Source organism: Pseudomonas sp. QD4 (assembly GCF_049199125.1).
In the GTDB taxonomy this organism is placed as follows: Bacteria; Pseudomonadota; Gammaproteobacteria; order Pseudomonadales; family Pseudomonadaceae; genus Aquipseudomonas.
Genome location: NZ_JBLZOM010000001.1, coordinates 1,341,813 through 1,367,496 on the forward strand (window position 1 = coordinate 1,341,813; position 25,684 = coordinate 1,367,496).

Consider the following 25,684-nt stretch of genomic DNA (forward strand, 5'->3'; position numbering starts at 1 on the left):
AGAACCAGGCACTAACCCAGGCAATGACGGGACTCGACTCTTCGGTCGGGTGAGCTGCGCTAGAGCTTGATGCTCCATCGTAACTTGCCTCTACCGGAGCCAGTCCGGTCGCGAGGTAATGTTATGAACTTCAAATCCACAGTAATGCCAGGCGTACGCGCCTTTGCTTCGACGATGCGCGTTAAGCTGTGCCGTGAGCGCAGCGTCGCGGCACGCTCGCCCTTCTCCACCCCCTGCGCCCGTACCCAGGCCCACCTGCGGTCCAATTGGCGCGTCTGCCCGGCCACCGGTCAGCTCCAGCAACGCTGGTGTGTCGATGACAGCCAGGACCCACCGAGTCGGAGTATCGCGCAGCTGTTCCAGCAGGCCGGGATGATCTACAGCCTGTACCTCGGAACCCGCACTTTCCACTGATCCGAAGACACTTCGTGTTCTTCCCGAGCGTTTTCCTTATATAAGGAATTCGGCAACTTACTGTTGCCCGCTTTAAATCAAATCAATGGGAGCCTGTTATGGAAGAGGCCAGTAGTAGGTTCGCTGTATATCCATTATCACGGAGTATGCAGCGAACGTTAAAACCAATAACACGCAACTACCTGAATCGATCGCTTACTTGCGGCTCGACATACTTTCGCTCGTCTTTAATCAGGTGAGTTGTTTGTGTGTCGTGCCGCAAGACTGCGGCAGGAGCACACGCAATGACTACAGCAGTAAAAAAACCCAAGGCCCACAACGGCAACGCGTCCAGCGACGAAAACAAGCTGTCGATGCGTGCGGCCCGGGAAGCCCAGAACAGCCTTGACGTGACCCTGGGCAACGTCAAATCCAACACCAATGGCCTGACCGAACTCGACGCCGAGGGCCGACTGCACCGGGACGGCTTCAACGAAGTGGCCCACGACCACCCACCCCACGCCCTGGTGCAATTGCTCCAGGCCTTCAACAACCCCTTCATCTATGTGCTGATGACCCTGACCGGCATCAGCTTCATCACTGACTTCTGGCTGCCGCTGCAAGACGGTGAAGAAACCGACCTCACCGGGGTCATCATTGTCCTGGTCATGGTCCTGGCCAGCGGCCTGATGCGCTTCTGGCAGGAACACCGTTCGGCCAAGGCCGCCGAGGCCCTCAAGGCCATGGTGCGGACCACCGCCGCAGTCCTGCGCCGCGAGCAGATGGGCATGCAGGCCCAACTGCGCGAAGTGCCGATGCGCGACCTGGTCGTGGGCGACATCGTGCGCCTGTCGGCGGGCGACATGATCCCGGCCGATATCCGCCTGATCGAATCCCGTGATCTGTTTATAAGCCAGGCCGTGCTGACCGGCGAAGCCTTGCCGGTGGAGAAGTACGACACCCTGGGCGCGGTCCAGGAAAAGTCCGCCAGCAGCGTCGCCGCCGACCAGCAGGACCTGCTCGACCTGCCGAACATCTGCTTCATGGGCACCAACGTGGTCAGCGGCACCGCCACGGCCGTGGTGGTGGCCACCGGTTCGCGCACCTACTTCGGTTCCCTGGCCCGCTCCATTGTCGGCACCCGCACCCAGACTGCGTTCGACCGTGGGGTGAACAGCGTCAGCTGGCTGCTGATCCGCTTCATGCTGGTGATGGTGCCGATCGTGCTGCTGATCAACGGCTTCACCAAGGGTGACTGGACCGAAGCCTTCATGTTCGCCCTGGCGGTGGCCGTCGGCCTGACCCCGGAAATGCTGCCGATGATCGTCAGCGCCAACCTGGCCAAGGGCGCCGCCGCCATGGCCAAACGCAAGGTGGTGGTCAAGCGCCTGAATGCGATCCAGAACTTCGGCGCCATGGACGTGCTCTGCACCGACAAGACCGGCACCCTGACCCAGGACCGGATCATCCTCGAACGTCACGTCGACATTGCCGGCGGGCGCTGCGACCAGGTGCTGCAACTGGCCTGGCTCAACAGCTACCACCAGAGCGGCATGAAAAACCTGATGGACCGCGCCGTGGTGCGCTTCGCCGAAGAAAACCCCAAGTTCAGCCCGCCCCAGGCCTGGACCAAGGTCGACGAACTGCCGTTTGACTTCGTGCGTCGCCGTCTCTCGGTGATCCTCGCGGACGACACCGGCCATCACCTGATGGTGTGCAAGGGCGCGGTCGAGGAAATGCTCGAAACCGCCACCCAGGTACGCCAGGACGGCAAGGTCGTCGAACTCGACGCCCAGCGCCGCGCCGCCCTGCTGGAGCAGGCCGAGGAATACAACCGCGACGGTTTCCGCGTGCTGCTGGTGGGCACCCGCGACCTGGCACCCGACGCGATCCGTACGCAGTACAACGCCAGCGACGAACGCGAGCTGGTCATCGAAGGCCTGCTGACCTTCCTCGATCCGCCCAAGGAAACCGCTGGTCCGGCCATTGCCGCCCTGCGTGAAAACGGCGTAGTGGTCAAAGTCCTGACCGGCGACAACCCGATCGTCACCGCCAAGATCTGCCGCGAAGTCGGCCTGGAAGTCGGCGTGCCGGTACTGGGTCGCGACATCGAGCAAATGGATGACGTGTCCCTCAGCCGCCTGGTGGAAGAGCGCACGGTCTTCGCCAAGCTGACCCCGCTGCAGAAATCCCGGGTGCTCAAGGCCCTGCAGGCCAACGGGCACACCGTGGGCTTCCTCGGCGACGGTATCAACGATGCTCCGGCGCTGCGCGATGCCGACGTCGGTATCTCGGTGGACAGCGGGACCGATATCGCCAAGGAATCGGCAGATATCATCCTCCTGGAAAAGAGCCTGATGGTGCTGGAGGAAGGGGTGATCAAGGGTCGCGAGACCTTCGGCAACATCATGAAGTACCTGAACATGACCGCCAGCTCCAACTTCGGCAACGTGTTCTCGGTGCTGGTGGCCAGTGCCTTCATCCCGTTCCTGCCGATGCTGGCGATCCACCTGCTGTTGCAAAACCTGATGTACGACTTCTCCCAGCTGGCCCTGCCGTGGGACAAGATGGACAAGGAATACCTGAGCAAGCCGCGCAAGTGGGACGCCAACAACATTGGCCGTTTCATGCTGTGGATCGGGCCAACCTCGTCGATCTTCGACATCTCCACCTTCGCCCTGATGTGGTTCGTGTTCGCCGCCAACAGCGTGGAAATGGCCGCCCTGTTCCAATCCGGCTGGTTCATCGAAGGCCTGCTGTCGCAGACCCTGGTGGTGCACATGCTGCGGACCCGCAAGATCCCGTTCATCCAGAGCACCGCTGCGTTGCCGGTAATGCTGGCCACCGGCCTGGTGATGGCGCTGGGGATCTACGTACCGTTCTCGCCGCTGGGCGCGATGGTCGGCCTGGTACCGCTGCCGTGGGAATACTTCCCGTGGCTGGTCGGCACCCTGCTCTGCTACTGCGTCGTGGCCCAGACCATGAAGACCATCTACATCCGCCGCTTCAAGCAGTGGTTCTAAGCACCTGAGCCCAGGGTGGCCGGCCGGTTTGGCGGCCACCCTGGATCGGCAACGGCTCCTCCCAACACCCTGGGGAGAACAGCAATGCGACTGATCCAATACCTGTGGCAACCACTTGATCGGGCCCTGCGTGCACTGCTGGTGATCGGCCTGTCGAACAGCGCCAGGCTACTCACCGCCCTCAGCGTCCGGCTCTATGCCAGGGGCTGGCTGAGCGCGGTTGAAGTCCGATTTCTCCTGGCGTTCAGCAGCGCCATCAACCGCACCTCGATCCGGGTTGCGGCCCGCTAGACAATGAAACAGTTCAAGGAGAGTCCTCATGTCGGGAACTACTCTGCTAATCAATCTCGCTGGTTCCATCGCCCTGTTGCTGTGGGGCACCCATATGATTTCCTCGGCCCTGCTGCGCGGTTTCGGCACGCAGTTGCGTCAGTGGCTGGGGCAAAACCTGACTAACCGCTGGATGGCCCTGGCCTGTGGCATCGGCATCACTGGGGTGCTGCAGAGCAGCACCGCCGTCAGCCTGATGGCCACCTCTTTTACCGCCGCCGGGACCCTGAGCCTGGCGCCGGCGCTGGCAGTGATGCTGGGCGCCAATATCGGCTCGACCCTGGTGGTGCAACTGCTGAGTTTCGATATCTCGATCGTCACCCCTCTGGTGCTGCTGGTCGGCTTTATCGTGTTCCGCCTGCGGGACGACTCACGCTTCGAAAGCCTGGGCTGCGCCCTGATCGGCCTGGGCCTGATGCTGCTGGCCCTGCGCATGCTCGGCGCCACCCTGGGCGACGTCGAAGGCTCGGCGATATTCCAACTGCTGATGCGCAGCCTGGACGGCGAACTGCTGCTGGCGCTGCTGGTGGCCACGGTGCTGGCCTGGGTCTGCCACTCCAGCGTCGCGGTGGTGTTGCTGGTTGCGTCCCTGGCCGGCGCCGGCCTGCTTTCACCCTCCACCAGCATGGCCCTGGTGCTGGGGGTGAACATCGGCGGCGCGCTGCCTTCGCTGGTCAACGCCGGCTCCAGCGTGGCCCGGAGCCTGCCCCTGGGCAATTTTCTGGTGCGCCTGAGCGGGGTGCTGATGCTGTTGCCCTGGGTGCCGTTGCTGGCCCAGCCCCAACTCCTCGGCCAACTGCCACCGGCACTGCTGGTGGTGGGTGTGCACAGCGCCTTCAGCCTGGTGCTGGCCCTGCTGTTCATCGGTCTCACCGGGCCCCTTGCCGCCCTGCTCACCCGGCTGCTGCCGGAGCCCGAGCGGGTGGTCGACCCCGGGATGCCGCTGTACCTGGACGAATCCGGCCTGGAAGTGGCCAACATCGGCCTGGCCAACGCCGCCCGCGAAGCCCTGCGCATGGCCGACATGCTGTCGAGCATGCTCAGCCGGGTGCTGCAACTGCTGCGCACTTCGGAGCAGGCCAGCGCCGATGAAGTGCGGCGCATCGACCAGTCCCTGGACTTGCTCAGCGCGGCGATCCGCGCCTACCTGGCGGATATCGGCAAGGAAGGCATCAGCGACCAGGATGCCGACCGTTCCCAGGAGATCCTGATGTTCGTGATCAACCTGGAACACGCCGGCGACATTCTCTCCACCAGCCTCGCGCAATTGGCGGCGCGGCGCCTGCGTCGGGGCGAGCACTTCTCGGCCTTTGAACTCGGCACCCTGTACCCGTTGCACCGTGAAGTCCTCGAAAGCCTGAGCCTGGCGGTGACCGTGTTCCTGCGCGAAGACCTGCCCACCGCACACCAGCTGGTCAGCCGCAAGGAAGTGGTGAGAAGGCTCGAAGCCATGGCCAGTCGCGAGCACTTCCGGACCTTGCGCGAAGACAAGAGCGCCTGGGCCGAGTCCGGCGATATTTTCCAGCGCCTGCTGCGCGACTACCGCCGCGTGCATCACCACATCGCCGCCCTGGCGTACCCGGCCCTGGAACGCGCCGGGGAACGCGACATCAACAGCAGCCTGGCCGGTGACGGCCTGGCAGACGCTCCCGACACCATTGACCGCAAGGAACCAGAGCAATGCGCATCCTGATCTGCGCCGGGCGCCACTACGCCGACACCCACCTGTGCCGGCGGGTGCTGGAAGCCTTCCAGCGCATGCACGAAGTGCGGGTGCTGATTCACGGCGGCAGCCAGTTCCTGGGGGCGGAAATCGAAGACTGGGCCCGAGAGATCGGTGCCGACATCGTGCGCTATCCGCCCAACTGGCAGCTCCACGGCAAGCACGCCGAGCGCCTGCGCAATGCCTTCATGCTCAAGGACAGTCGCCCGGACCTGGTGATTGCCTTGCCCGGCGGCGAGGACACCGAAGAGCTGCTGGCCCGGGCCAAGGCCCAGGGCATTCAGACCCTGTCGGTCACTGACCGGCAATAACCCACCCCTTTCCACCCACAACGAGCCTTCCTCATGAACGAAGAACCCAGCAGGCGCTGTGCCCCCTTTGCGGGCCTTGATCCGCTCACCACCTGCGTCCCCTTTCGAACGCCCCCTGCGTGCCAGCACGCAGGGCGCATCGCCCCGACCCTGACGGAGTTCCACCATGCTCAAGCCCAAGCGTCATAGCGCCCCCAACCCGGGCCCATTCACGTCCATCAGCAACAGCCTGCCGCCGTCCCGGGTACGGATGCTGCGGCGTAACCTGCAGTTCATCAGCCTGATCCTGGTGTTGATCGTGCTGCTGTCCCTGTTCTCCACCGCCCGTGCCGCGGGGGGTGCCTATGTGGTGGACGATGGCGGGATCAACGCCCCGGGGGAATGCAACGTCGACCTCTGGCACCAGAGCAATCGGCATGACCATTCCAGCCAGCAGACCGTGCTGTCGCCGGCCTGCACCTTCCAGGCCCTGCCCTGGGCCCAACTGGGCGTCGAAGTGCAGCACGGCCGGGAAGACGGCGCGTCCGAGACGCAACTGAGCCCGCAGCTCAAGGCGCAACTGTGGGACCGTGAAGACCTCGGCCTGCAACTGGCCCTGGCCACCTCGGCGCACGTGGCCCTGAACCGCAGCCACGCCTTTGACGGCGCCGACTTCAACCTGCCCCTGACCTACTCGCCCATCCAGGCCCTGCGCCTGAACCTCAACGCCGGCTGGAGCCATGCCTACGATGACGGCCAGCGCAATCACCGCTGGACCTGGGGTACAGGACTGGAGTACGACCTGGCCGAGAGCCTGACCCTGATCGCCGAACGCTACGGCCAGCGTGGCGGCGATAACGCCTGGCAAGCCGGGCCCAGGCTGCATGTTGGTCAACGCATCGACCTCGACCTCGTGCTCGGACAAAACCTCAACCAGACCCGCGACCGCTGGCTAAGTACCGGCGCCACCCTGCGCTTCTAACCCTGTAGCCGCTGCCGAGGCACAAGGCTGCGCTGGCCCTCATGGGCGCCGTAATCCACCCGAGAGAAATACGGCGTTTTACAGGGCCAGCGTCCGAATGCGGCCGAGCCTGCGGCAGCGGCTACAAGGTTATTGGCGGTAATCGGGGGCGGTGCGGTCGAGGAGGCGCAGCAGAGCGGACCAGGCCAATTGCATCGCATCGGGGTCGTTGAGCTCACCCTCTTCCAGGGGCCTTGCGGGGTCATTGAACTGGCGTTCGGTGTATGCGCACACATCCGCCGGTGGCAACACCAGCTCTCCCGCAGCCTGGGCCGCAAGCTGGATCTCGCAGGCTTTCTCCAGGTAATACATGCGCAGAAACGCCTGGCTGACGCTCTCGCCCACGGTCAACAGACCATGGTTGCGCAGCATCAGCACCGGCTTGTCTCCCAGGTCCGCCACCAACCGTTGCTGCTCGCCCATGTCCAGGGCCACGCCTTCGTAATCGTGATAGGCCACGCGCCCGTAAAACTCCATGGAAATCTGGTTCACCGGCAGCAAGCCGCACTTGAGCGCCGCCACCGCGCAACCGGAGCGGGTGTGGGTGTGCAGCACGCACTGGGCATCCTCGCGGGCGCCGTGGATCGCACTGTGAATCACGAACCCCGCCGGGTTCACCGGGTATGGTGAGGCCTCCACCGCACGCCCGTCGAGGCCGATCTTGACCAGGTTCGACGCGGTGATTTCGTCGAACATCAGGCCATAGGGGTTGATCAGGAAATGGTGTTCCGGCCCCGGCAGGCGCACCGAGATATGGGTAAAGATCAGGTCGGTCATGCGAAAGTGCGCAACCAACCGGTAACAGGCCGCCAGCTCTTCGCGCAGGCGCTGTTCAGTGGCGCTGCGCTCGGGGCCGGCAGTTGCAGGGACGGCGCCAAGCGGCGGTGCAAGGGTGTTCATCATCAGGTTCTCCAGGCTGATCGGCTGCGCGAACAATAGGGCTGGACGCCAACGGACGTCCAGCCCGCCCCGCCACTACTTGCTGGCCCAGGCGTTGAAGCGCTCTTCGAGCTCCTCGCCATGATCGACCCAGAACTCGACGTTCATCGACAACGCCCCCGTCAGGTTCTGCGCCGAGGTCGGCACCCATTGCGCCAGCTTCGGATCGAGCTGCGCCGCCGCCTGGGTATTGGTCGGCCCATAGGGGATCTGCTGCACGTAATTGACCTGCACCTCAGGCTGGTTGGCGAAGGCGATAAAGCGTTTGGCCTGGTCGACATGTCGCGAGCCCTTGATGATCGCCCAGTAATCCATGCCATACAGGCTGCCCGGCCAGACCAGCGCCAGGGGGCTGCCACCCTGGGCCGCCGAAGCGATCCGGCCGCTGTAGGTCGAGGTCATCACCACATCGCCGGCGCTCAGCCATTGCGCCGGTTGCGCGCCGGCCTCCCACCACTGGATGTAGGGCTTGAGCTCACCCAGCTTGGCGAACGCGCGGTCGACACCGGCGGGGGTCGCCAGGACCTTGTACACGTCCTCGACCTTGACCCCGTCCGCCATCAGGGCGAACTCCAGGTTGTACACCGCGCGTTTGCGCAGGCCACGCTTGCCGGGGATTTTCTTCACGTCCCAGAAATCCGCCCAGGAGGTTGGCGCCTGGGCCAGCTTCTGGCGGTCATAGGCAATCGCCACGCTCCAGACCAGGGCCGCTGAGCCACAGTCTTGCGCGGCATCGGGAATCAACTGCTCGGCATGCCCCAGGACCTTCCAGTCAAGGCGCTCGTACATGCCCTCCTCGCAGCCGCGCATCAAATCCGGGCCTTCGATCTGCACCACGTCCCAGTCGACGCTGCCGGTGTCGACCATGACTTTGATCCGCGCCATCTCGCCGTTGTATTCGCTCTGGATCAGCTTGCTGCCGTCGGCCTTGCTGAAGGGCTGGAAGATCGCCACGTCCTGGGCTTTTTGTCCGGCTCCGCCGTACCCGACCACCACCATGTCCGGCGCTGCCTGGGCGCTGCCCAGCCCGGCAGCCAGCAGCAGGAACAACGGATAAAGGCCCTGTTTGCGCGTGTTCGATTTCATCATTGGTTCCTCGTGCAGGTCCCCCTTGGGTCATCGCCGCCAGGGTCCTTTTTTATTGTTGTGAGGGTGGCCCCAGGAGCGGGCACAAAACGAAGCTACTGCAACCTCAAGTAAAAAAACAAGTTGATTTTTTACTGAGGGTAAATTTCTATAGGCCAATAATAAAAATGCCGAATACCCGCCTTCGCGTCTTCGGCCCGCCTGGAGCTTTCCCATGTCGACGCCGTCCTCCGCCTTCACGCACCTGTTCGAGCCGTTGCAGATCCGTGGCAAACGCCTGAAGAACCGCATCATGTCCAGCGGTCACGACACCTCCATGCCCACCGATAACCTGGTCAACGAGCAGTTGATCGCCTACCACCGGGCGCGGGCCGAGGGCGGCGTCGGGTTGATCGTGCTGCAGGTGGCCGGGGTCCATGACAGTGCGCGCTACACCTCCCACGTGCTGATGGCCACCGATGACGCCTGCATCGACGGCTACCGGCGCCTGGCCGAAACCTGCCACGCCCACGGCACCCTGGTGCTGTCGCAGATCTTCCACCCGGGGCGCGAGATCATGGAGTCCAGCGACGGCCTGCTGGCCGTGGCCTATTCGGCCTCGGCGGTGCCCAATGAACGGTTCCGGGTCATGCCCCGGGCCCTGGACCAGGGGATGATCGACGAAATCATCCGCGGTTACGCCAGCGCCGCCCGGCGCCTGCACCAGGCCGGACTGGATGGCGTGGAGGTGGTGGCCAGCCATGGCTACCTGCCGGCGCAATTCATCAACCCCCGGGTCAACCAGCGCAGCGATGGCTACAACGGCGACCTGGAGCAACGCCTGCGATTTGTCCGCGAGGTGATCGCCGCGATCCGCGCCAGCACCGACGAGCAGTTCATCATCGGCCTGCGCATCAGCGCCGATGAACGCGACCCCGAGGGCCTGAGCGAGGACGATTCCCTGGCCGCGGTGCAGGCCCTGCAACGGGAGCTGGATTACGTGCACATCGTCGCCGGCACCTCGGCATCCCTGGGCGGCGCAGTGCATATCGTGCCGCCGATGGCGATCGAGGCCGCGTACCTGGCCCGAGAGGCCGGGACCTTCAAGGCCGGCCTGCAGATTCCGCTGTTTGTCACCGGGCGCATCAACCAGCCCCAGGAAGCCGAACTGATCCTGGCCCGTGGCCAGGCCGACGTGTGCGGCATGACCCGTGCACTGATCTGCGACCCGCAAATGCCCAACAAGACCGACAGCGGGCGCGCTGAAGATGTGCGCGCCTGCATCGCCTGCAACCAGGCCTGCATCGGCCACTTCCATAAAGGCTTGCCGATTTCCTGCATCCAGCACCCGGAAACCGGGCGCGAATTGCAATTCGGTACCTTGCACAGCAGCGCCCGTCCCAAGCGAATCATGGTCGCCGGCGGCGGCCCGGCCGGGATGAAGGCCGCCGCGGTGGCCGCGCAACGGGGGCATGAGGTCACGCTCTACGAGGCCAGTGCGCAACTGGGCGGCCAGGTGCTGCTGGCGCAGTTGCTGCCACGGCGCAGCGAGTTCGGCGGCGCCAGCACCAACCTGCAACGCGAGATGCAACTGGCCGGGGTGCGGGTGGTGCGCAATACCCGGGTCGACCGGGCGCTGGTGGAACGCGAGCGCCCGGACCTGGTGATCATTGCCACCGGCGCCGAGCCCTATTGGCCAGCCTTCGAGCGTGGCGGCGAACTGCAAGTGGTGGATGCCTGGCAGGTGCTGCGCGACGAGGTGCAACTGGGGCGTTCGGTGGTGGTGGTGGACTGGCGCTGCGACTGGATCGGCCCCGGCATCGCCGAACGTCTGGTGCGCGCCGGGCATCAGGTGCAACTGGCGGTCAACGGCACCCACTGCGGGGAAAACCTGCCGCTCTACGTGCGCGACCAACTGGCCGGCGAGCTGCATCGACTGGCCATCCCGATCATTCCCTATGCGCGCCTGTACGGCTGCGACGACAACACGGTGTACCTGCAACACACCGCCAGCGGCGAACCCATGCTCCTGGAAAACATCGACAGCCTGGTGCTGTGCCAGGGTCACCAAGTCGTCGACACCCTGGGCGACGAGCTGCAGGGGCTGGTGGAGTTTCGCCGGATCGGCGACTGCCTGGCGCCGCGCACCGCCGAAGAAGCGATCTACGAAGGCTTGAAAGTCGCCTGGGAGCTGTAAGGCTGTTTTATACTCCGCACCTTTTCCAGGATCGGGCGCCCCGGCGCGCCCACCTCCACGGTTCGGAGCACGCCATGAGCAACAGCAGCAAGATGCCGCCTGCCACCAGCGCGCCCCCGCCCGACGGCAACGCGGCGGGCCCGCAGTTTCTCGGCACACGGATCCGCGGCCTGCGCAAACGCCGCGGCATGACCCTGACCGAGCTCGCGCAAAACAGCGAGCTGACTGCGGGTTACATCAGCCAATTGGAACGCAACCTGGCGTATCCGTCGATTCCGGCGCTGTTCAACATCGCCCGCAGCCTGGGCGTGACCATCCAGTGGTTCTTCGCCAGCGAAACCAATACCGCGCCTGAAGACCAGGGTTACGTGGTGCGCCGGCAAAACCGCATGAGCGTGCATTACGAAAACGGCATCGTCGACCAGTTACTGACCCCGCAGCCGACAAGGCAGCTGGAGTTCCTGCATTCGCGTTTTCCTCCGGGCACCTACAGCCAGCTCAGCTACAGCCACGAAGGCGAAGAAGCCGGCTACCTGCTGGCCGGCAGCTTTGAGCTGTGGGTCGGTGAACGGCACTTCCAGCTCAACGAGGGCGACAGCTTCAGTTTTTCCAGCCAGGAACCCCATCGCTACGGCAACCCGGGCCAGGTCGATGCGCTGGTGCTGTGGGTCATCACCCCCCCAACCTTTTAGTTTTCAGGCCATAAGTCATGCACCATTTGATCCGGCACAACGCCCCATGAGCCGCCTGCCCTCGCTCCAGATCGACCTGGCCAACATCCAGGACGCACCGCAGCTGCATGCACTGCTGCGCGATGCCCTGGGTTTCCCGCATTGGTATGGCTGCAACTGGGACGCCTTCTGGGACGCCATCAGCGCCCTGGTGGAGATGCCCGAGCAGCTGGTTTTCGAGCACTGGCCGGGGTTCGCCGAACGCCTGCCCCGCGAGGCGCGGATGATTCAGGAGTGCCTGGAGCGACTCAAGCAGCTCTATCCCGAACAGGCCTGCCAAACCCATTACCGCTAAGCCACACCCCTTATCCAACAAGGAAGAAGATCCCTCGAATGGCCTTTATCTCCCGCAACAACACCCTGGCTGGCCTGCTGCTGGCCGCGGCCACCCTCCACGGTTCGCTGGCTCAGGCCCAGACCAAGTCCTTCGAAGAGCGCAAGCAGCAGATCCACGCCATGGACCAGCAGGTCTCGGCCGAGGGCAGCGCCCGCAAGGAGCGCTCCGAAGCCCTGCTGCGTGCAGAGGGCGTGCCGCTGCCGGCGGGCCTGCCGGCGATCGCCACCCAAGCCAACGCCCACCCGCGCAGCACTGATGCCGTCGCCTACCGCGCCATGGCCTTGCTGGTGGTCTCGGCCAAGGGCAGCGGCCTGGACCAGCCGACGGTGGACAAATTGGTTGAGGGTTACAACCTGACCCCGCGCTTTACCCCGGAAGAAAGCCTGTTTATCGCCAACCCCCAGCCCTCCGAAGAGCAGCGCATCAAGTTCTCCTGGCGCTACGAATCGGCCTGGGTCCTGCTCTGGGCCCTGGGCTATGTCGACACCCTGGACAAGCCGCAGAACGTCTGCGACGTCAACAGCGCCGCGGCCATCATGCTCAAGCGCACCCCTGAGGAGTTTATCGCCGACGCCAAGCCGCGCCCGCTGCAAGAAGTCCTCGACCAGACCGACCGCACCTACCGCTATGACTGGAATGTGGTCGAAGCCCGCATGAAAAACACCGCGCCCCCGGCCGGCCTCGACGCCAGCGTGACCTATGAACGCCACTACGCATTCAACTGGTTGATGGGCTACATGGGTCAGGAATGGGACGACGTCAATACCGATACCTGACAGGAAAACCGCCTGCGCTACGGCCCCATTGCTTGGCCGCTGCGCAGCGCCGGCCGGCCCAGCAGCAGCCAGCACCCTCGCCCCACCTGAAGCGCTGGCTGCCCACTGATAGGCCTGACGCACGACCCTGTTTTTTTCAAGGAGCCATCGGATGGTCAATGTGTTGTTTATCTGCAGTCAGAACCGCCTGCGCAGCCCCACTGCCGAGCAGGTGTTCGCCGATTGGCCGGGGGTCGAGACCGCCTCGGCCGGGATCAACCACGATGCCCAGGTGCCGGTGTGCCCGGAACTTCTGGAGTGGGCGGACCTGATCCTGGTCATGGAACCCCGGCACCGCAGCAAACTGTCGAGCAAATTCAAGCCGCACCTGCGGGACAAAAAGATCATCTGCCTGAACATCCCCGATGATTTCGAGTTCATGGCCCCGGAGTTGATCGAGATCCTGCGCAAGCAGGTGCCGCAGTTTTTGCCAGACTGAACCCCACCGTCACTCAAGGATCGAGCCGCTATGGCCCTGGAACTGTTCGACCTGCCGACCTGCCATGTGCTGCTGGAGATCGAGAACTATCAGTTCCCCGGGCACACGGATCGCCTGGATGCCAACTGGCTGCAGGTTCGCGGCCGGATCGAAGACCCGCGCGGCAGCTGGAGCTTTGTCGACCCCTGCCTGACCACCCAGGAACTGCTGAAACTGGAACGTTGGCTGGGGGCCCTGGATCCCGGCGCGCCGGCCATCCAGTCCTGCTACTTCACCGAGCCTTGCCTGGCGTTTCACTTCAACCCCGGGCCGCACCCGGTCCTGGAGCTGGTGTTGTCCCACGAGGCCGCGCCCCCCTGGGCCAGCGCCGAGCAACGCCTGGAAGGCGTGTCGTTGCAGGTGCCGCTGTCCACCAACAGGCCCGAGGTGCTGCAAGCCAGGGTCCAGGGATTGATCGCACGCTTCCCGGTTGTGCCTTGAACCGCTGAGCGACATCAGCGCGCCAGCAAGGCCTCACTCAAGGCCGCCGAGGCGTTGTACAGCGCCATCCTGCCGCGCACCAGCACCTGGGCGCTGCGCCGATAGGCCGCCGCGTCGATCAGCACCTGCTCGCCGTCCAGGCGTGCGGTGATCAGGGTGTCGAGCACGCCGGCAGGGTTTTCGATCGACAGCGGGAATTCACCCACGCTGGCGCCCAGGGCCTGGGGCGCGCTGAGCACGTCATGGGCCACCGTGCCCTCGATCAGGCACGCCGCCGCCAGGCAGCAGCCACCGGAAACCGCCAGGGACGGATGGGCGCTTTGCGGGGTGAAGTAGCGGGTGTTGATGTGGCCACCGGCCTGTGCCGGGCTGACGATGCAGATTTTTGGCAGGGTCTCGCTGCGCCGCAGTTCATCGGCGCTCATCAGGGCGCCGCTGCGATTGCGCAGTTGCATGCGCTGGCCGCCTTCGACCAGCAGATCGCTCAGGGCCGACTTGAACACCGGATCGGCGTCCAGTTGCGCTGGCGTTTCATAACCGCTTTTGCCCAGGTCGGCGGCGTTGACGATGATCATCGGCACCGCGACATCGATGCAGGTCGCGGCAATGCCATTGAGCCTGTCGCGGCGCAGGCCGCTGGGAAACAACGCCCCGGTCTTGGCCCCCACCGGGTCGTGCAGAAACAGATCGACCCCGGGAAACACCCCGTTTACCCCAGGGATCCGGGTGTCGCTGAGCAGACGGCCATTGGCAAATCCCAGGCGCGCATAGAGCGTGGTCCGGGTGTTGGTATTGAAGATTTCGATCTGCGCCGTCGGCTCCTCGGGTGCCAGCCAGCCCCGGGCCAGGGCATAGAGCGGCAAGGCGGCCGACATATTGCCGCAGTTGACGCTCCAGTCGATGTGGCTCTTGCCGGCCGCCAGTTGCGCCAGGGTGCTGGTCATGCGCGTCTCGCCGGGCCTGCGCTCGACGATAAACACCTTGTTGCTGGTGGGGATGCCCCGGCCCAGCCCGGTGATCTGGGTGTTGCCCGGCCAGTCCCCCACCAGCGGCACGCCCATCAGGTGGCGCAGCAACTCCTCCAGCAGCGCTTCGTCTTCGGGCACCGCCTCCCGGGCCAGGACCAACCCGGTCGAGGTGCCGCCGCGCATGTGAAACACCGGAAACTGAAGAATGCCGGCGTCAAGCGTGCAGCGCTGCGGGTCTGTGTTCATGGTCGGCTCGGGGCGATTGGCGAAGTCAGGGGGCAAAGCCTAAAGCCGTTGCCCGGCCTTTGACCAGCCCTGCGCCGGCGCCGCTCATGAATAGGCACCCACCACCCGCCGCACCTTGAGCAAGGCCTCGCGTAGCGCCCCCATCTCCAGCGAGCCCAAGGCCAGGCGCAGCGCATGGGGAACATGGGCCGAGGTGGCGAACGGTTCGGCCGTGGACACCGACACCTGCTCACGCAGCAACTCCATGGCGATCTGGTCCGCGCGGACCTCTTCGGCCAGGGGCAGCCACAAAAAGTACGAAGAGGGGTGGCGCACCACCGGCAACCCCGCCAGCACCTGGTCGGCCAGGGCCTGCCGGGCCTCGGCGTCGGCGCGTTTTTGCGCCTCCAGCCGAGCGACCGTGCCATCGTCGATCCAGGCACAGGCAATCGCCGTCAGCATCCCTGCGGTGTTCCAGGTGGTGGCCCTGATACTGCGCTCCAGCGCCGGTACCTGCGGCAGGGGCGCGGCGATAAAACCAACCCGCAGGCCGGTGGCGACACTCTTGGAAAACCCGGACACATACAGCGTTCTTTCCGGCGCCAGGGCGGCAATCGGCGGCGGCGCCTCGGCGGCCAGAAACGCATAGGCCCCATCCTCGATGATCGACAGCCCATGCTCGCGCGCAATCGCCACCAGTTGCCGGCGCTGTTCCAGCGCCATCACCCAACCCATGGGGTTGTGCAGGGTCGGCATGGTGTAGACCGCCCGCACCGAACGCTGGCGGCACAGTTGGTCGAGGGCGTCGAGGTCCGGCCCCTCGGCCGTTGCAGGGATCGGCAGCACTTCAAGGTGCAGGGATTCGGCCAGCACCTTGAACCCCGAGTAGGTCAGCGCGTCGGCGGCGATCACATCCCCCGGTTGCAGCAGCGCCATCAGCGCCACCGCCAAGCCATGCTGGGCGCCGCTGACGATCAGCACCTGCTCGGCCTGCACCTGCAACCCGCGGCTCAGCAGGTGATGTGCGACGCCAGCCCGCTCATGCAAACGCCCGGCATGGGGCTGGTAGCGCAGCAGGGATTCCAGGTCACCGGACAACGCCAACTGGCGCAGGGCCGTGCGCAGCAGGTCGGCCTGCCCGGGAACCGAGGGGTAGTTGAAGTTGAGGTCGAGCATGCCCGCCACCACATCCGGCTGGTCGATACCCTGACCCGGTGGCAGCGCGGTCTCCCGGACAAAGGTGCCGCGCCCGGTTTCGCCGCTGACCAGGCCCATGGCCTCCAGTTCGGCGTAGACCCGGCTGGCAGTGACCAGGGCCAGCCGGTGCTCGGCCGCCAGTTGGCGATGGGTCGGCAGGCGCGTACCGGGCGCCAGGCGCCCAGCACGAATGTCGGCGGCGAAGCTATCAACCAGGGCTTTATAGCGGGCGCGAGGCATGAGCAATGTATCCATGACAATTTTTTGATTGTATCGGGAGCGGGTCATAGCATGCGCTTCATGCCACCCGTCATGCCACTGCAATCCTGACCTTGGCCCTGCCCTTTCCCTCCCTGCAATCGAGTGTGACCCTGATGGAACAGACATCGACCCCAACCCACCCGACTCTGGAAAAAACCTCCAGCGGCTGGCTCAACGGATTGATCGGCGTGATTATTTTCAGTGGCTCGCTGCCCGCGACCCGGGTCGCGGTGCTGGAGTTCGACCCGGTGTTTCTGACCGTCGCCCGGGCCACCATTGCCGGCCTCCTGGCGCTGTGCATGCTGCTCGCGTTCAAGCAGCCGCGCCCTGCCCGCAGCCAGGTGCTGCCGTTGTTGATTGTCGCCATCGGCGTGGTGCTGGGTTTTCCGCTATTGACCGCCCTGGCCCTGCAATATGTGACCTCCGCCCACTCCATCGTGTTTCTCGGCATGCTGCCCTTGGCGACGGCGGTGTTCGGCGTATTGCGCGGCGGCGAACGGCCGCGTCCGGTGTTCTGGCTGTTCTCGATCCTGGGCAGCGCGCTGGTGATGGGTTTCGCCCTGTCCCAGGGCCTGAGCGCAGCGCCTGAAGGCGACATCCTGATGCTGTTGGCGGTGCTGATCTGTGGCCTGGGTTACGCCGAAGGCGCCCGCCTATCGCGAAGCCTGGGCGGCTGGCAGGTGATCTGCTGGGCGCTGGTGCTGGCCTTGCCGGTCATGGCCGGGGCTACCTGGCTGCTGGCCCCGGCCCGCATTGCCGGCATCAGCCTGCCGGCCTGGCTGAGCCTGGGCTACGTGTCGCTGTTCAGCATGCTGATCGGCTTCGTGTTCTGGTATCGCGGCCTGGCCCAGGGCGGCATTGCCGCCGTCGGCCAGTTGCAGTTGCTGCAACCCTTCTTCGGCCTGGCGCTGGCCGCGACCCTGCTCCACGAACAGGTCAGCCTGGGCATGCTCGGGGTCACCGTGGCCGTGATCGCCTGCGTGGCCGGGGCCAAGCGGTTTTCCCGCTAGCCCGGCGCACCTCTCAAAGCTCAGGCGCGGCGCGCCAGCAACAGCACCGAGGCCGCCGCCGACAACAAGGCGGCGCAGCAGCGATTGAAGATGCGCTTGCCCGCGGGCAGGGCAAACCAGCGCCGCATGTACAGCCCCATAAAGGCGTAGCCACTGATGGCGATCCACTCCAGCACCAGGAACAACCCGCCCAGCACCAGGAACTGCGCAGAGATCGGTGCAGTCGGATCGACGAACTGCGGCAGGAACGCAGTGAAAATCAGGATGGCCTTGGGGTTGCCGATGGCCACCAGGAACTCCTGTCGCGCCAGGGCCAGCAACCCCAGGGACGCGGTGTTGCTCTCGGCCTCGACCCGGGTATCGGCACGCCATAACTGATACGCCAGGTACAACAGGTAGCCCGCACCGAGGATCTTGATCCCGTAGAACAGCAGCTCCGAGGCTTGCAGCACCACCGCCAGCCCGGCCGACGCCAGGGCGATCATCAGCGAAAACGCCAGCAGCCGACCCACGCCAGCCAGGCACGACGTGCGAAAGCCGTAGGTCGTGGCATTCCTGACCGACAGCAGGTTATTCGGCCCGGGGGCCATATTCAGGGCGAAGCAGGCCGGAAGGAACAGCGCCAGGGTGGCCAGGTTCATGGGAGCTCCAAGTGCAGGTGGGGTGACGGTTTTTAGTCAAGACCGGAAAACTTAAAGAGCATCCGGGCGCGATGCAAGCGCCAGTGCAAGCCACCCTTCCATAGTCCCCCCCATCACTCATTCAGGGTTTCGTTGGCCGCCCTGTGGGTTTTAACCAACCGCGCTTCAAACCGTTTTACGCTGCAGATCCAGCGTGGTGCCGATCAGTCGGGTGAAGATACTCAGCAACTCCATGGTCTCCGGGTTTTCCAGTTTTCTGGGCAACGCATCGAGGGCGCATAAGGTGCCGAAAACCGTGCCGTCGGCGAAAACGATCGGCAGTGAGATGTAGCTTTCAAAACCATGGTGCTTGGGCAGCGGGTGTTCGGAGAACACCGGGTCAAGGCTGGCGTGTTCGATCACGATCGGCTTGCGGGCCAGGCGCAGCTGATTGCACAGGGTGGCCTCGATCAAGAGTTCATCGCCCACATTCACGCCGAACTGCAATTCGTCATGCACCGCGCAGGCGACCCAATGGGTGTCGGTCATCTTGGAAATCGCGGCGAATCGCATACGGGTCAAACGGGTGGTCAGCCTCAGAATATTTGAGGTGACTTCTATTTCAGCAATCGCAGCCCGTTCTTCAGCGGTAAGATTTTTTATGACCAACACTCCTGACAATAATGGATAAAACACCCTCCCCCGGCATGGACGCCATAGCGCCCCCTGAAAGTCCTGCGGTTGCCATCGGCCGCTTGCGGGTTGTGCCGAACCGCTCGAGGCATAACAGGCCAGTGCTATGAAATGATCGGCAACAGCACCCTCGGCTTGAGCCTGCCGCGACGAATGACCGGCTACGTGCAAGACCCCGGGCGCCGGGGAGCGGTGATTTGGGATAGAAAGCGGCCGAGGGAAAAGGTTCAGGCTGGCCAGGTGCTAATCTGCCCGCCACATCCCGCCGCGAAACCTTGCCATGACCATTGCCGACAGCCTCCTGGCCTTTACCCTGGCCGCCACGCTCCTGACTATCACCCCCGGGCTCGACACCGCCCTGGTGCTGCGCACGGCCACGGTCGAAGGCAAGCGCCAGGCGATTCAGGCGGCCCTCGGGATCAACGCCGGCTGCCTGCTGTGGGGCGCGGCGGTGGCGTTTGGTCTGGGCGCGTTGATCATGGTTTCCGAACTGGCCTACACCGCCCTCAAGTACTGCGGCGCGGCTTATCTGTGCTGGCTCGGGCTGAACATGCTGCTGGCGCCGCGCAGCACCATGGCGGCGGCCAAGACCCCGGGCCAGCGCGGCGCCAACTGGTTTCTCAAGGGCATGCTGGGCAATGTGCTCAACCCCAAGATCGGCATCTTCTATGTGTCATTCCTGCCGCAATTCATCCCTCAGGGCAGCCCACTGGTGCCGTGGACCTTTGGCCTGGTGGCCATCCATGTGGTGCTGGGGTTGGCCTGGTCGCTGCTGTTGATCGGCGCCACCCGCCCGCTGAGTGCCGTCCTGCAACGAGCGCCGGTGATGCGCTGGATGGACCGCACCACCGGCACGCTGTTTCTGTTGTTCGCCGCGCGCCTGGCCTTCAGCAAACGCTGAGCCGCGGCCTCAAGCCCGGTCGGCGTCTGGTGCGGCGGCGTCGCTCAGGGTGGTTTGAAAGCGCCGGTCGAAATCCTCGGCCAGCTCGGCCAGGGTCACCCGCCCCAGGCGCTCGAGCAGCAGCGCCTGGGCCGCATCGAAGGCGTCGGTGAGGGCTGCATTCACCGCCTGCTCCACCAGGCACTCCGGGTGGTCGGTGGACAGGCCGATGGAGAAGATCGAGGTCGCGCCCAGTGCCTGGTGAATGTCCAGCAGGGTCATGTCGGCGAGGCTGCGGGTCAGGGTCCAGCCGCCCTGATGGCCTTTTTCGGAACGCACATAACCTTGCTCCTTGAGCAGCCCCATGGTCCGGCGCACCACCACCGGGTTGGTTCCGAGCATGCGGGCGATGGTCTCGGAAGTCGCGCATTGCTGGTGGCGGTCCATGTGGATCAGCACATGCAGCATGCGGGAAAGTCGGGTGTCGGTTCTCATCCTGTCCTCGTGGTCGGCCTGAATCGGGGCGGGTCGAGTATCGCTTGCAACCAGTGAAGTTACGAGAGTGTTGACAGACAACTTTCACGTAACTTACGGTGTGTCGTGAAATCCTTGAAGCCCTTCAAGGGACCCCACTGAAGGTGTATTGCATGGTGTACGACGTGATTATTGTGGGCGGCAGCTATGCCGGGCTGTCTGCCGGCTTGCAGTTGGCGCGGGCACGACGAACGCTGCTGGTGCTGGATTCGGCGCAACGGCGCAACCGTTTTGCCGGCAACTCCCACGGCTTTCTTGGCCAGGACGGACGCCCCGCCGCCGACATCGCCAACGATGCGCGCAACCAGTTGCTGGCCTACCCCACGGTGACCTGGGTCTCGGCAATCGCCAGCCATGGGCGCCAGGAAGCCGGGTTGTTCGAGGTCGACACCCTCGATGGCCAGCGCTACAGCGCCCGGCGGCTGATCCTCGCCAGTGGCGTGGTCGACGAACTGCCGGCAATCGAAGGCCTGGCATCGCGCTGGGGTCAAAGCGTCTTCCACTGCCCCTACTGCCATGGCTATGAACTCGAGGGCGGGCCGATCGGCGTGCTGGCCAACTCCGAATTGGCCATGCATCACGCCCTGCTGCTGCCCGAATGGGGCCCCACCACGTTCTTTACCAATGGCGTGTTCGTGCCCGATGCCGAGCAACGGGCACAACTGGCCAAACGCGGGGTGACTCTGGAGGAGCAACGGCTGAGCCATATCAGCGGCGATCAGGCCGATGTGGTGCTGGTCGACCAGCGGGTGATCCGCCTCAAGGGCCTGTTCACCCAACCGCGCACCCACCTGGCCAGCCCTTTGGCCGAGCGCCTGGGCTGCGAGCTTGAAGCCGGGGCGATGGGCAGTTTCATCAAGACCGATGCCAGCCGCGAAACCAGCGTTGGCGGGGTGTTCGCTTGCGGCGATGCGGCGCTGGCGTTCGGCTCGGTGGCGATCGCCGTGGGGGATGGCGCCCGGGCCGGCGCGGCGACGCACCAATCGCTGGTGCTGCGCTAAGGCCCAGGTGCAACGCCGCCCGACACCGCAAGGCGTGGGCGGCGCAGGGGTTTACTCCTGGATCACCGAGTCGATTTCTTCGGCCATCAGCAGCGAATCACCCGAGTAGCGCTCGAACTTGACCCGACCAAAACCCGGGGCGTACCACGCTTCCATGCGCCCGCCTTCGAACTCTGCACTCAGGTGGCAGGTGTTGCTGAAGGTGCGGTCCTTGTAGTCGATCTTGGTCGGCAGGTCTTCGAAGCCGACAAAGGTGTAGTCGCTGAACCCTTCGTATTCCAGCGGGGTGCTGGTCTCGTCGGCATGGTTTTCCAGCTTGCCGCTGCCGCTGAGCTTGAACTTGGCGCCCGGTGCCGCCTTGCCCGGAAACTCCGGTGCCTTGCTGTAGGACTCGGTCATCAGCGGCGCCTTGGCATCGCCGCCCATGGCGGAGATCCCGTAGCGCACGTTGCCCAGCAATTTGCGGCCGCTGGCGTCGTAGAAACTGGCGGAGCTGACGCCCCCTTCGGACTGGGTCACCGCAATCGCGTCCTGACCCATGAACTTGGCTTTTTCGATGCTGACGGTGGTGCCTTCGGCGCCGAAGGAAACACCTGGCTTGAGGCTGAAGCACGCGGCGAAATCAGGGGCAGCGCTGGCCTGGGAAGAAATGGCGACAGCGCCCAGAACGAACGCGGCACGCAGAAGTTGAGAAGACATTGATTTCCTTTCTTTGTCAGAACGAAACGGGTCCGTTGCGCACCCGAATCCTTGGGAATGGAGACTCCACACCCCAGGCGGAAAAAAGCCCGGGCGTGAGCGGCGCGGAATATAAACCACTTGTGCGGGCGCCGCCATGCGCACGTGGCACTTTGCCCCGGCGCTGAGGGCCGCGCTCAATCCATCAGCCGTTCGCGCAGGAACTCGATCAAGGCCTGCACCGGTCGAGAACCCTGGCGATGCTGGGGGTAGACCGCCGACAAGGTCAGGGGCTCGGGCTCGAAGTCTTCCAGCACCCGCACCAGGCGCCCATCCTGCAGCGCCTGACCGACGATAAAGGTCGGCAGGTAGGTGATGCCCAGGTCGGCAACGGCGGCGTCCTTGAGCAACTCGCCATTGTTGACCCGCATACGCCCGCCGACGTTGATGTTCATGGGCTTGCCCTTGACCTGGAAGCGCCACTGCACCTGGCGTCCATGACCATAGGGCAGGCAATCGTGGCCACTGAGTTGCTCGGGGTGTTGCGGCACGCCACGGCTGGCCAGGTAGCCCGGGCTGGCGCAGTACACCCGCTGGATGGTGGCGATGCGGCGTGCGATCAGGGTCGAGTCTTCAAGCACGCCGATGCGCAGCACCAGGTCATAACCTTCGCTGAGCAGGTCCACCGGACGGTCACTGAGGTCGACCTCCACCGACACCTGGGGGTAGCGCTGCAAAAACAGCGGCAACAGGCACCCCAGGTGCGCCAGGGCGAACGACAGCGGCGCACTCAGGCGCAGGGTGCCGCGCGGTTCGCTGTTCTGCCCGGCAATGCCCTGCTCCACCTCCTCGACCTCGCCCAGCAGGCGCAGCGCCGACTCGTAGTAGTTCTGGCCCAGGGGCGTGACGTCGAGGCGCCGCGTGGAGCGGTTGAGCAGGCGCACCCCCAGGCGTTCTTCGAGCTGCATCAGGCGGCGACTGACGAACTGCTTGGACAACCCCAACTTGTCGGCCGCCGCGGTGAAGCTGCCGGAGTCCATCACCTGGCAAAAAATACGCATGTCTTCAAACGGGTTCATTGTCACGTCTCGGTTGACAGTCAAACGCTTTATAGCGGCTTTTTCATGATTAGGCATCAGATTAATCTGAGCACAGGTTGTCGCTGAGACCCTTCACACCACAGCGCAACCCATTGAATAAACAACTAAAAACTCAATTGATCGAAAGGATTGCCGCCCATGAACACTCTGCAAAAAGTCCTCGCTACCAGCCTCCTTGCCTTGTCCGTGAACAGCGCCTTCGCCGCTGGCAGCCCGGGGGTGGAGCACCAGACCCAGGCCTTCCTCGACGCCCTGGCCGCCGGGGGCGGCAAGCCGCTGGAACACCTGAGCCCCAAGGACGCCCGCGCAGTGCTCAGCGGGGCCCAGGCTTCGGTCAAGGTCGACCTGTCCGGGGTTGAGGTCAGTTCACGCAGCATTCAGGTAGCCGGGCAGCCGGTGCAGCTGAAAATAGTGCGCCCGGCCAAGGTCCGGGGCGAGCTGCCGGTGTTCATGTTCTTCCACGGTGGCGGCTGGGTGCTGGGGGACTACCCGACCCACGAACGCCTGATCCACGACCTGGTGCTGGGCTCCGGTGCCGTGGCGGTCTACGTCGACTACACCGCGTCGCCTGAAGCCCGGTACCCGACGGCGATCAATCAGGCCTACGCCGCCACCCGCTGGGTCGCCGAGCACGGCCGGGAAATCGGCGTCGACAGCCGTCGCCTGGCGGTGGCCGGCAACAGCGTCGGCGGCAATATGGCGGCGGTGGTGGCGCTGATGGCCAAGGAGCAGAAGACCCCGGACCTGCGCTTCCAACTGCTGCTGTGGCCGGTGACCAACGCGCGCTTCGACAGCCCGTCGTACCAGCAGTTTGCTGAGGGCCACTTCCTGACCAGGGGCATGATGAACTGGTTCTGGGACAGCTACACCAGCGACCCACAGCAACGCGCCGAGATCCACGCCTCGCCGCTGCAGGCCAGCATCGAACAGCTGCGCGGCCTGCCGCCGGCCCTGGTGCAGACCGCCGAGTTCGACGTGCTGCGCGATGAAGGCGAAGCCTATGCACGCAAGCTGGACAGTGCCGGGGTCGCGGTCACGGCGGTGCGCTACAACGGCATGATCCACGACTTCGGCCTGCTCAATCCGCTGAGCCGCATTCCCGAAGTCCAGGCCGCGGTCCGCCAGGCCGCCGCCGAACTCAAGGCGCACCTCAACTGAGCCATACCTGACGCCGGGCCGTCGACTTCGCGGTCGCCTGCCCGACTCCTCTCCTTTGCCCTCCTTCCGTGCGGTGCCGCCATGACTTTTCTCGCTCATCACCTGTTGCTCTGGAGTGCCTGCCTGCTGCTGGTGGACGCGCTGTTGTGGCACCTCGCGCCCTTCGCGCAGCGCCTGCCGCGGGTTGCCCTGCGCCTGGCGCTGTTTCTGGGGTACAGCGCGCTGATCATCAATGCCGGCGTCAGCCCGTTGCAGGCACAAGGCTGGCCCGACAACAACGTGCTGCAACTGGGCGCCACGGCGCTGGCAATCATCTGGTGGCTGTACGCCGCGCGGGTGCTGACCGAACTGATCGGCCTGGTGCTGATCCGCCGTATCGGCCACAGCGGCCGCCTGTTGCAGGACGTGATTGGCGCCCTGGTGTTCCTGGTGGCGATTGTCGCGGCGGCCGGGTATGTCCTGGAGCTGCCGGTCAAGGGCTTGCTGGCGACGTCCGGGGCCATGGCGATCATTGTCGGCCTGGCCCTGCAAAGCACCTTGAGCGATGTGTTCAGCGGCATCGTGCTCAACACCACCAAGCCGTATCAGGTGGATGACTGGATCATGATCGACGGCGTCGAAGGCAAGGTGCTGGACATCGACTGGCGCGCCACCCACCTGCTGACCAGCGTCGGCACCACGGCGGTGATTCCCAATTCGGTGGCGGCCAAGGCCAAGCTGGTCAACCTCAGCCGGCCGAGCAACCGGCACGGGGTGTCGATCAGCATCAAGGTGCCTAATCACATTCGTCCACGGCGGGTGCTGGATGCCCTGGAGCGGGCCTTGCAGGGCAGCAACAGCCTGCTGCTCGACCCGCCGCCCAAGGTGCTGCTGAAGGAGGCCGGCGAGAGCCTGTCGGAATATGTCGCCAGCGGGTTTATCGCCGAACTGGGGCAGAAGGGTCAGGTGCGCAATCAGTTGTTCGACCTGGCGCACCGGCACCTGGAGGCCGCCGGCATTTCGCGCCAGCCCGAAGGTTTCGCCGAGCCCAGTTCCAGGGCCAGGGTGTTGCTGGATGAGGTGAAGGTCTTTCGTTCTCTGGATGGCCATGAACGGGACCTGATGTCCCAGGCCATGACGCCCCGGCAGTACGCCGCTGGCGAAGTGATCCTGGACCTGGGCGAAGTGCCCGAGGCCCTGCTGGTGATCGCCACCGGCGTGGTCAGTGCCACCGTGACCGAGGGCAACCGCCAGGTCGAAGCCGGACGCATGGGGCCCAGCGAGGTCATGGGCGAACAGAGCATCCTCGCCGACACCCCATCCCAGGCCCGCTTTACTGCGCTGACTTCCTGCATCGTCTACCGCCTGGACAAAACCCTGACCCGCGATTGCATGGCCCAGCGCAAGGAGGTGAACAGCGCCCTGAACAAACTCCAGGCCGTACGCCAGCAAAGCAGCCGCTCGGTGCTGCTGGGCAAACCCGTCGACACCCGCAAAAGCGGCTTCCTCGGCTGGCTGCAAAAACGCAATTGAGGATGGGCCGCTGGCTGGGCGCACCACCGGAGTTCACCTGCCATACGCGGCGCCTGTCAGGGCC

General features: G+C 64.7%; 26 protein-coding genes. 17 read left to right on the forward strand and 9 right to left on the reverse strand.

Annotated features, from left to right (window positions below; all coding sequences use genetic code 11):
- Positions 1 to 123: 123 nt before the first annotated feature.
- From ACOZJV_RS05705 to ACOZJV_RS05730, 6 genes are all read left to right on the forward strand, one after another.
- A complete protein-coding gene (locus ACOZJV_RS05705; RefSeq protein WP_078471375.1) occupies positions 124 to 414 on the forward strand; it encodes a hypothetical protein in 291 nt (96 codons plus the stop codon).
- Between the two features lie 284 nt (positions 415 to 698).
- On the forward strand, positions 699 to 3,416 hold the full coding sequence (gene mgtA / locus ACOZJV_RS05710; RefSeq protein ID WP_421547059.1) for a magnesium-translocating P-type ATPase: 2,718 nt from the start codon (positions 699 to 701) through the stop codon (positions 3,414 to 3,416).
- 84 nt (positions 3,417 to 3,500) lie between these two features.
- On the forward strand, positions 3,501 to 3,707 hold the full coding sequence (locus tag ACOZJV_RS05715) for a hypothetical protein (RefSeq protein WP_078471377.1): 207 nt from the start codon (positions 3,501 to 3,503) through the stop codon (positions 3,705 to 3,707).
- A 28-nt stretch (positions 3,708 to 3,735) separates the two neighbouring features.
- Positions 3,736 to 5,439 carry a Na/Pi cotransporter family protein gene (locus ACOZJV_RS05720; protein WP_421547060.1) on the forward strand — a complete coding sequence of 568 codons (1,704 nt, stop codon included), beginning with the start codon at positions 3,736 to 3,738 and terminating at the stop codon, positions 5,437 to 5,439.
- Complete coding sequence (locus tag ACOZJV_RS05725; protein WP_078471379.1) at positions 5,427 to 5,780, forward strand: DUF2493 domain-containing protein; 354 nt, start codon at positions 5,427 to 5,429, stop codon at positions 5,778 to 5,780. Before ACOZJV_RS05720 ends, ACOZJV_RS05725 begins: the two co-directional genes overlap by 13 nt.
- A 166-nt stretch (positions 5,781 to 5,946) precedes the next feature.
- Positions 5,947 to 6,741, forward strand: a complete 795-nt coding sequence (locus ACOZJV_RS05730) for a hypothetical protein (protein WP_078471380.1) — start codon at positions 5,947 to 5,949, stop codon at positions 6,739 to 6,741.
- Positions 6,742 to 6,870: 129 nt separating this feature from the next.
- Here the strand turns inward: ACOZJV_RS05730 and ACOZJV_RS05735 are convergent, their stop codons facing one another.
- The gene (locus ACOZJV_RS05735) at positions 6,871 to 7,683 is read right to left on the reverse strand and encodes a class II aldolase/adducin family protein (RefSeq protein WP_421547061.1); all 813 of its coding nucleotides are present in this window, start codon (positions 7,681 to 7,683) and stop codon (positions 6,871 to 6,873) included.
- Positions 7,684 to 7,755: 72 nt separating this feature from the next.
- The gene (locus tag ACOZJV_RS05740; RefSeq protein ID WP_078471381.1) at positions 7,756 to 8,805 is read right to left on the reverse strand and encodes an ABC transporter substrate-binding protein; all 1,050 of its coding nucleotides are present in this window, start codon (positions 8,803 to 8,805) and stop codon (positions 7,756 to 7,758) included.
- Positions 8,806 to 9,019: 214 nt separating this feature from the next.
- Here ACOZJV_RS05740 and ACOZJV_RS05745 point away from each other — a divergent pair, with 214 nt between their 5' ends.
- The 6 genes from ACOZJV_RS05745 (at position 9,020) to ACOZJV_RS05770 (ending at position 13,783) form a co-directional block, all read left to right on the forward strand.
- Positions 9,020 to 10,981 (forward strand): FAD-dependent oxidoreductase, encoded by a 1,962-nt coding sequence (locus ACOZJV_RS05745; protein WP_078471382.1) that lies wholly within the window; start codon positions 9,020 to 9,022, stop codon positions 10,979 to 10,981.
- Positions 10,982 to 11,073: 92 nt separating this feature from the next.
- Positions 11,074 to 11,673 (forward strand): helix-turn-helix domain-containing protein, encoded by a 600-nt coding sequence (locus ACOZJV_RS05750; protein ID WP_201132164.1) that lies wholly within the window; start codon positions 11,074 to 11,076, stop codon positions 11,671 to 11,673.
- A gap of 46 nt (positions 11,674 to 11,719) precedes the next feature.
- The gene (locus ACOZJV_RS05755; RefSeq protein ID WP_421547062.1) at positions 11,720 to 12,007 is read left to right on the forward strand and encodes a barstar family protein; all 288 of its coding nucleotides are present in this window, start codon (positions 11,720 to 11,722) and stop codon (positions 12,005 to 12,007) included.
- A gap of 38 nt (positions 12,008 to 12,045) precedes the next feature.
- Positions 12,046 to 12,825 (forward strand): DUF4272 domain-containing protein, encoded by a 780-nt coding sequence (locus ACOZJV_RS05760; protein ID WP_421547063.1) that lies wholly within the window; start codon positions 12,046 to 12,048, stop codon positions 12,823 to 12,825.
- 151 nt (positions 12,826 to 12,976) lie between these two features.
- Complete coding sequence (locus tag ACOZJV_RS05765; RefSeq protein ID WP_020298306.1) at positions 12,977 to 13,303, forward strand: low molecular weight protein tyrosine phosphatase family protein; 327 nt, start codon at positions 12,977 to 12,979, stop codon at positions 13,301 to 13,303.
- A gap of 30 nt (positions 13,304 to 13,333) precedes the next feature.
- The gene (locus tag ACOZJV_RS05770; protein WP_178102964.1) at positions 13,334 to 13,783 is read left to right on the forward strand and encodes a WapI family immunity protein; all 450 of its coding nucleotides are present in this window, start codon (positions 13,334 to 13,336) and stop codon (positions 13,781 to 13,783) included.
- Between the two features lie 14 nt (positions 13,784 to 13,797).
- Here the strand turns inward: ACOZJV_RS05770 and ACOZJV_RS05775 are convergent, their stop codons facing one another.
- Together ACOZJV_RS05775 and ACOZJV_RS05780 are read right to left on the reverse strand one after the other, a co-directional pair.
- Positions 13,798 to 14,997, reverse strand: a complete 1,200-nt coding sequence (locus ACOZJV_RS05775) for a PrpF domain-containing protein (protein WP_421547064.1) — start codon at positions 14,995 to 14,997, stop codon at positions 13,798 to 13,800.
- A gap of 84 nt (positions 14,998 to 15,081) precedes the next feature.
- Positions 15,082 to 16,413, reverse strand: a complete 1,332-nt coding sequence (locus ACOZJV_RS05780) for a PLP-dependent aminotransferase family protein (protein ID WP_078471388.1) — start codon at positions 16,411 to 16,413, stop codon at positions 15,082 to 15,084.
- 134 nt (positions 16,414 to 16,547) lie between these two features.
- Between ACOZJV_RS05780 and ACOZJV_RS05785 the strand changes: the two genes are divergently transcribed.
- Entirely contained in the window at positions 16,548 to 17,444 is an 897-nt protein-coding gene (locus ACOZJV_RS05785) for a DMT family transporter (protein ID WP_421547065.1), read from the forward strand.
- A 20-nt stretch (positions 17,445 to 17,464) separates the two neighbouring features.
- Here the strand turns inward: ACOZJV_RS05785 and ACOZJV_RS05790 are convergent, their stop codons facing one another.
- Together ACOZJV_RS05790 and ACOZJV_RS05795 are read right to left on the reverse strand one after the other, a co-directional pair.
- The gene (locus ACOZJV_RS05790) at positions 17,465 to 18,085 is read right to left on the reverse strand and encodes a LysE family translocator (RefSeq protein WP_421547066.1); all 621 of its coding nucleotides are present in this window, start codon (positions 18,083 to 18,085) and stop codon (positions 17,465 to 17,467) included.
- A 165-nt stretch (positions 18,086 to 18,250) separates the two neighbouring features.
- Positions 18,251 to 18,727 (reverse strand): GAF domain-containing protein, encoded by a 477-nt coding sequence (locus tag ACOZJV_RS05795; protein WP_421547586.1) that lies wholly within the window; start codon positions 18,725 to 18,727, stop codon positions 18,251 to 18,253.
- 310 nt (positions 18,728 to 19,037) lie between these two features.
- On the opposite strand from ACOZJV_RS05795, the gene ACOZJV_RS05800 reads away from it, so the two are divergent.
- Positions 19,038 to 19,658, forward strand: a complete 621-nt coding sequence (locus tag ACOZJV_RS05800) for a LysE family translocator (protein WP_078471392.1) — start codon at positions 19,038 to 19,040, stop codon at positions 19,656 to 19,658.
- Between the two features lie 9 nt (positions 19,659 to 19,667).
- Here the strand turns inward: ACOZJV_RS05800 and ACOZJV_RS05805 are convergent, their stop codons facing one another.
- A complete protein-coding gene (locus ACOZJV_RS05805) occupies positions 19,668 to 20,132 on the reverse strand; it encodes an Rrf2 family transcriptional regulator (protein ID WP_421547067.1) in 465 nt (154 codons plus the stop codon).
- 152 nt (positions 20,133 to 20,284) lie between these two features.
- Here ACOZJV_RS05805 and ACOZJV_RS05810 point away from each other — a divergent pair, with 152 nt between their 5' ends.
- Complete coding sequence (locus tag ACOZJV_RS05810) at positions 20,285 to 21,172, forward strand: NAD(P)/FAD-dependent oxidoreductase (protein WP_078471394.1); 888 nt, start codon at positions 20,285 to 20,287, stop codon at positions 21,170 to 21,172.
- 51 nt (positions 21,173 to 21,223) lie between these two features.
- On the opposite strand, the gene ACOZJV_RS05815 is transcribed toward ACOZJV_RS05810, so the two are convergent.
- Together ACOZJV_RS05815 and ACOZJV_RS05820 are read right to left on the reverse strand one after the other, a co-directional pair.
- The gene (locus ACOZJV_RS05815; protein WP_078471395.1) at positions 21,224 to 21,871 is read right to left on the reverse strand and encodes a hypothetical protein; all 648 of its coding nucleotides are present in this window, start codon (positions 21,869 to 21,871) and stop codon (positions 21,224 to 21,226) included.
- Between the two features lie 176 nt (positions 21,872 to 22,047).
- Positions 22,048 to 22,929 (reverse strand): LysR family transcriptional regulator, encoded by an 882-nt coding sequence (locus ACOZJV_RS05820; RefSeq protein WP_078471396.1) that lies wholly within the window; start codon positions 22,927 to 22,929, stop codon positions 22,048 to 22,050.
- A 159-nt stretch (positions 22,930 to 23,088) separates the two neighbouring features.
- Here ACOZJV_RS05820 and ACOZJV_RS05825 point away from each other — a divergent pair, with 159 nt between their 5' ends.
- Both ACOZJV_RS05825 and ACOZJV_RS05830 read left to right on the forward strand, forming a co-directional pair.
- Entirely contained in the window at positions 23,089 to 24,108 is a 1,020-nt protein-coding gene (locus ACOZJV_RS05825) for an alpha/beta hydrolase (protein WP_421547068.1), read from the forward strand.
- 81 nt (positions 24,109 to 24,189) lie between these two features.
- Entirely contained in the window at positions 24,190 to 25,620 is a 1,431-nt protein-coding gene (locus tag ACOZJV_RS05830) for a mechanosensitive ion channel domain-containing protein (RefSeq protein WP_421547069.1), read from the forward strand.
- Positions 25,621 to 25,684: the final 64 nt, after the last annotated feature.

Excerpts from the sequence above, each read along its gene's own strand:
- ACOZJV_RS05705 (WP_078471375.1), top strand. The coding sequence starts at position 124 with ATGAACTTCAAATCCACAGTAATGCCAGGCGTACGCGCCTTTGCTTCG.
- ACOZJV_RS05770 (WP_178102964.1), top strand. The coding sequence starts at position 13,334 with ATGGCCCTGGAACTGTTCGACCTGCCGACCTGCCATGTGCTGCTGGAG.
- ACOZJV_RS05760 (WP_421547063.1), top strand. The coding sequence starts at position 12,046 with ATGGCCTTTATCTCCCGCAACAACACCCTGGCTGGCCTGCTGCTGGCC.
- ACOZJV_RS05745 (WP_078471382.1), top strand. The coding sequence starts at position 9,020 with ATGTCGACGCCGTCCTCCGCCTTCACGCACCTGTTCGAGCCGTTGCAG.
- ACOZJV_RS05825 (WP_421547068.1), top strand. The coding sequence starts at position 23,089 with ATGAACACTCTGCAAAAAGTCCTCGCTACCAGCCTCCTTGCCTTGTCC.
- mgtA (WP_421547059.1), top strand. The coding sequence starts at position 699 with ATGACTACAGCAGTAAAAAAACCCAAGGCCCACAACGGCAACGCGTCC.
- ACOZJV_RS05715 (WP_078471377.1), top strand. The coding sequence starts at position 3,501 with ATGCGACTGATCCAATACCTGTGGCAACCACTTGATCGGGCCCTGCGT.
- ACOZJV_RS05815 (WP_078471395.1), bottom strand. The coding sequence starts at position 21,871 with ATGTCTTCTCAACTTCTGCGTGCCGCGTTCGTTCTGGGCGCTGTCGCC.
- ACOZJV_RS05830 (WP_421547069.1), top strand. The coding sequence starts at position 24,190 with ATGACTTTTCTCGCTCATCACCTGTTGCTCTGGAGTGCCTGCCTGCTG.
- ACOZJV_RS05790 (WP_421547066.1), bottom strand. The coding sequence starts at position 18,085 with ATGAACCTGGCCACCCTGGCGCTGTTCCTTCCGGCCTGCTTCGCCCTG.
- ACOZJV_RS05765 (WP_020298306.1), top strand. The coding sequence starts at position 12,977 with ATGGTCAATGTGTTGTTTATCTGCAGTCAGAACCGCCTGCGCAGCCCC.
- ACOZJV_RS05800 (WP_078471392.1), top strand. The coding sequence starts at position 19,038 with ATGACCATTGCCGACAGCCTCCTGGCCTTTACCCTGGCCGCCACGCTC.
- ACOZJV_RS05780 (WP_078471388.1), bottom strand. The coding sequence starts at position 16,413 with ATGCCTCGCGCCCGCTATAAAGCCCTGGTTGATAGCTTCGCCGCCGAC.
- ACOZJV_RS05720 (WP_421547060.1), top strand. The coding sequence starts at position 3,736 with ATGTCGGGAACTACTCTGCTAATCAATCTCGCTGGTTCCATCGCCCTG.
- ACOZJV_RS05775 (WP_421547064.1), bottom strand. The coding sequence starts at position 14,997 with ATGAACACAGACCCGCAGCGCTGCACGCTTGACGCCGGCATTCTTCAG.
- ACOZJV_RS05785 (WP_421547065.1), top strand. The coding sequence starts at position 16,548 with ATGGAACAGACATCGACCCCAACCCACCCGACTCTGGAAAAAACCTCC.
- ACOZJV_RS05755 (WP_421547062.1), top strand. The coding sequence starts at position 11,720 with ATGAGCCGCCTGCCCTCGCTCCAGATCGACCTGGCCAACATCCAGGAC.
- ACOZJV_RS05740 (WP_078471381.1), bottom strand. The coding sequence starts at position 8,805 with ATGAAATCGAACACGCGCAAACAGGGCCTTTATCCGTTGTTCCTGCTG.
- ACOZJV_RS05725 (WP_078471379.1), top strand. The coding sequence starts at position 5,427 with ATGCGCATCCTGATCTGCGCCGGGCGCCACTACGCCGACACCCACCTG.
- ACOZJV_RS05730 (WP_078471380.1), top strand. The coding sequence starts at position 5,947 with ATGCTCAAGCCCAAGCGTCATAGCGCCCCCAACCCGGGCCCATTCACG.
- ACOZJV_RS05805 (WP_421547067.1), bottom strand. The coding sequence starts at position 20,132 with ATGAGAACCGACACCCGACTTTCCCGCATGCTGCATGTGCTGATCCAC.
- ACOZJV_RS05810 (WP_078471394.1), top strand. The coding sequence starts at position 20,285 with ATGGTGTACGACGTGATTATTGTGGGCGGCAGCTATGCCGGGCTGTCT.
- ACOZJV_RS05735 (WP_421547061.1), bottom strand. The coding sequence starts at position 7,683 with ATGATGAACACCCTTGCACCGCCGCTTGGCGCCGTCCCTGCAACTGCC.
- ACOZJV_RS05750 (WP_201132164.1), top strand. The coding sequence starts at position 11,074 with ATGCCGCCTGCCACCAGCGCGCCCCCGCCCGACGGCAACGCGGCGGGC.
- ACOZJV_RS05820 (WP_078471396.1), bottom strand. The coding sequence starts at position 22,929 with ATGAACCCGTTTGAAGACATGCGTATTTTTTGCCAGGTGATGGACTCC.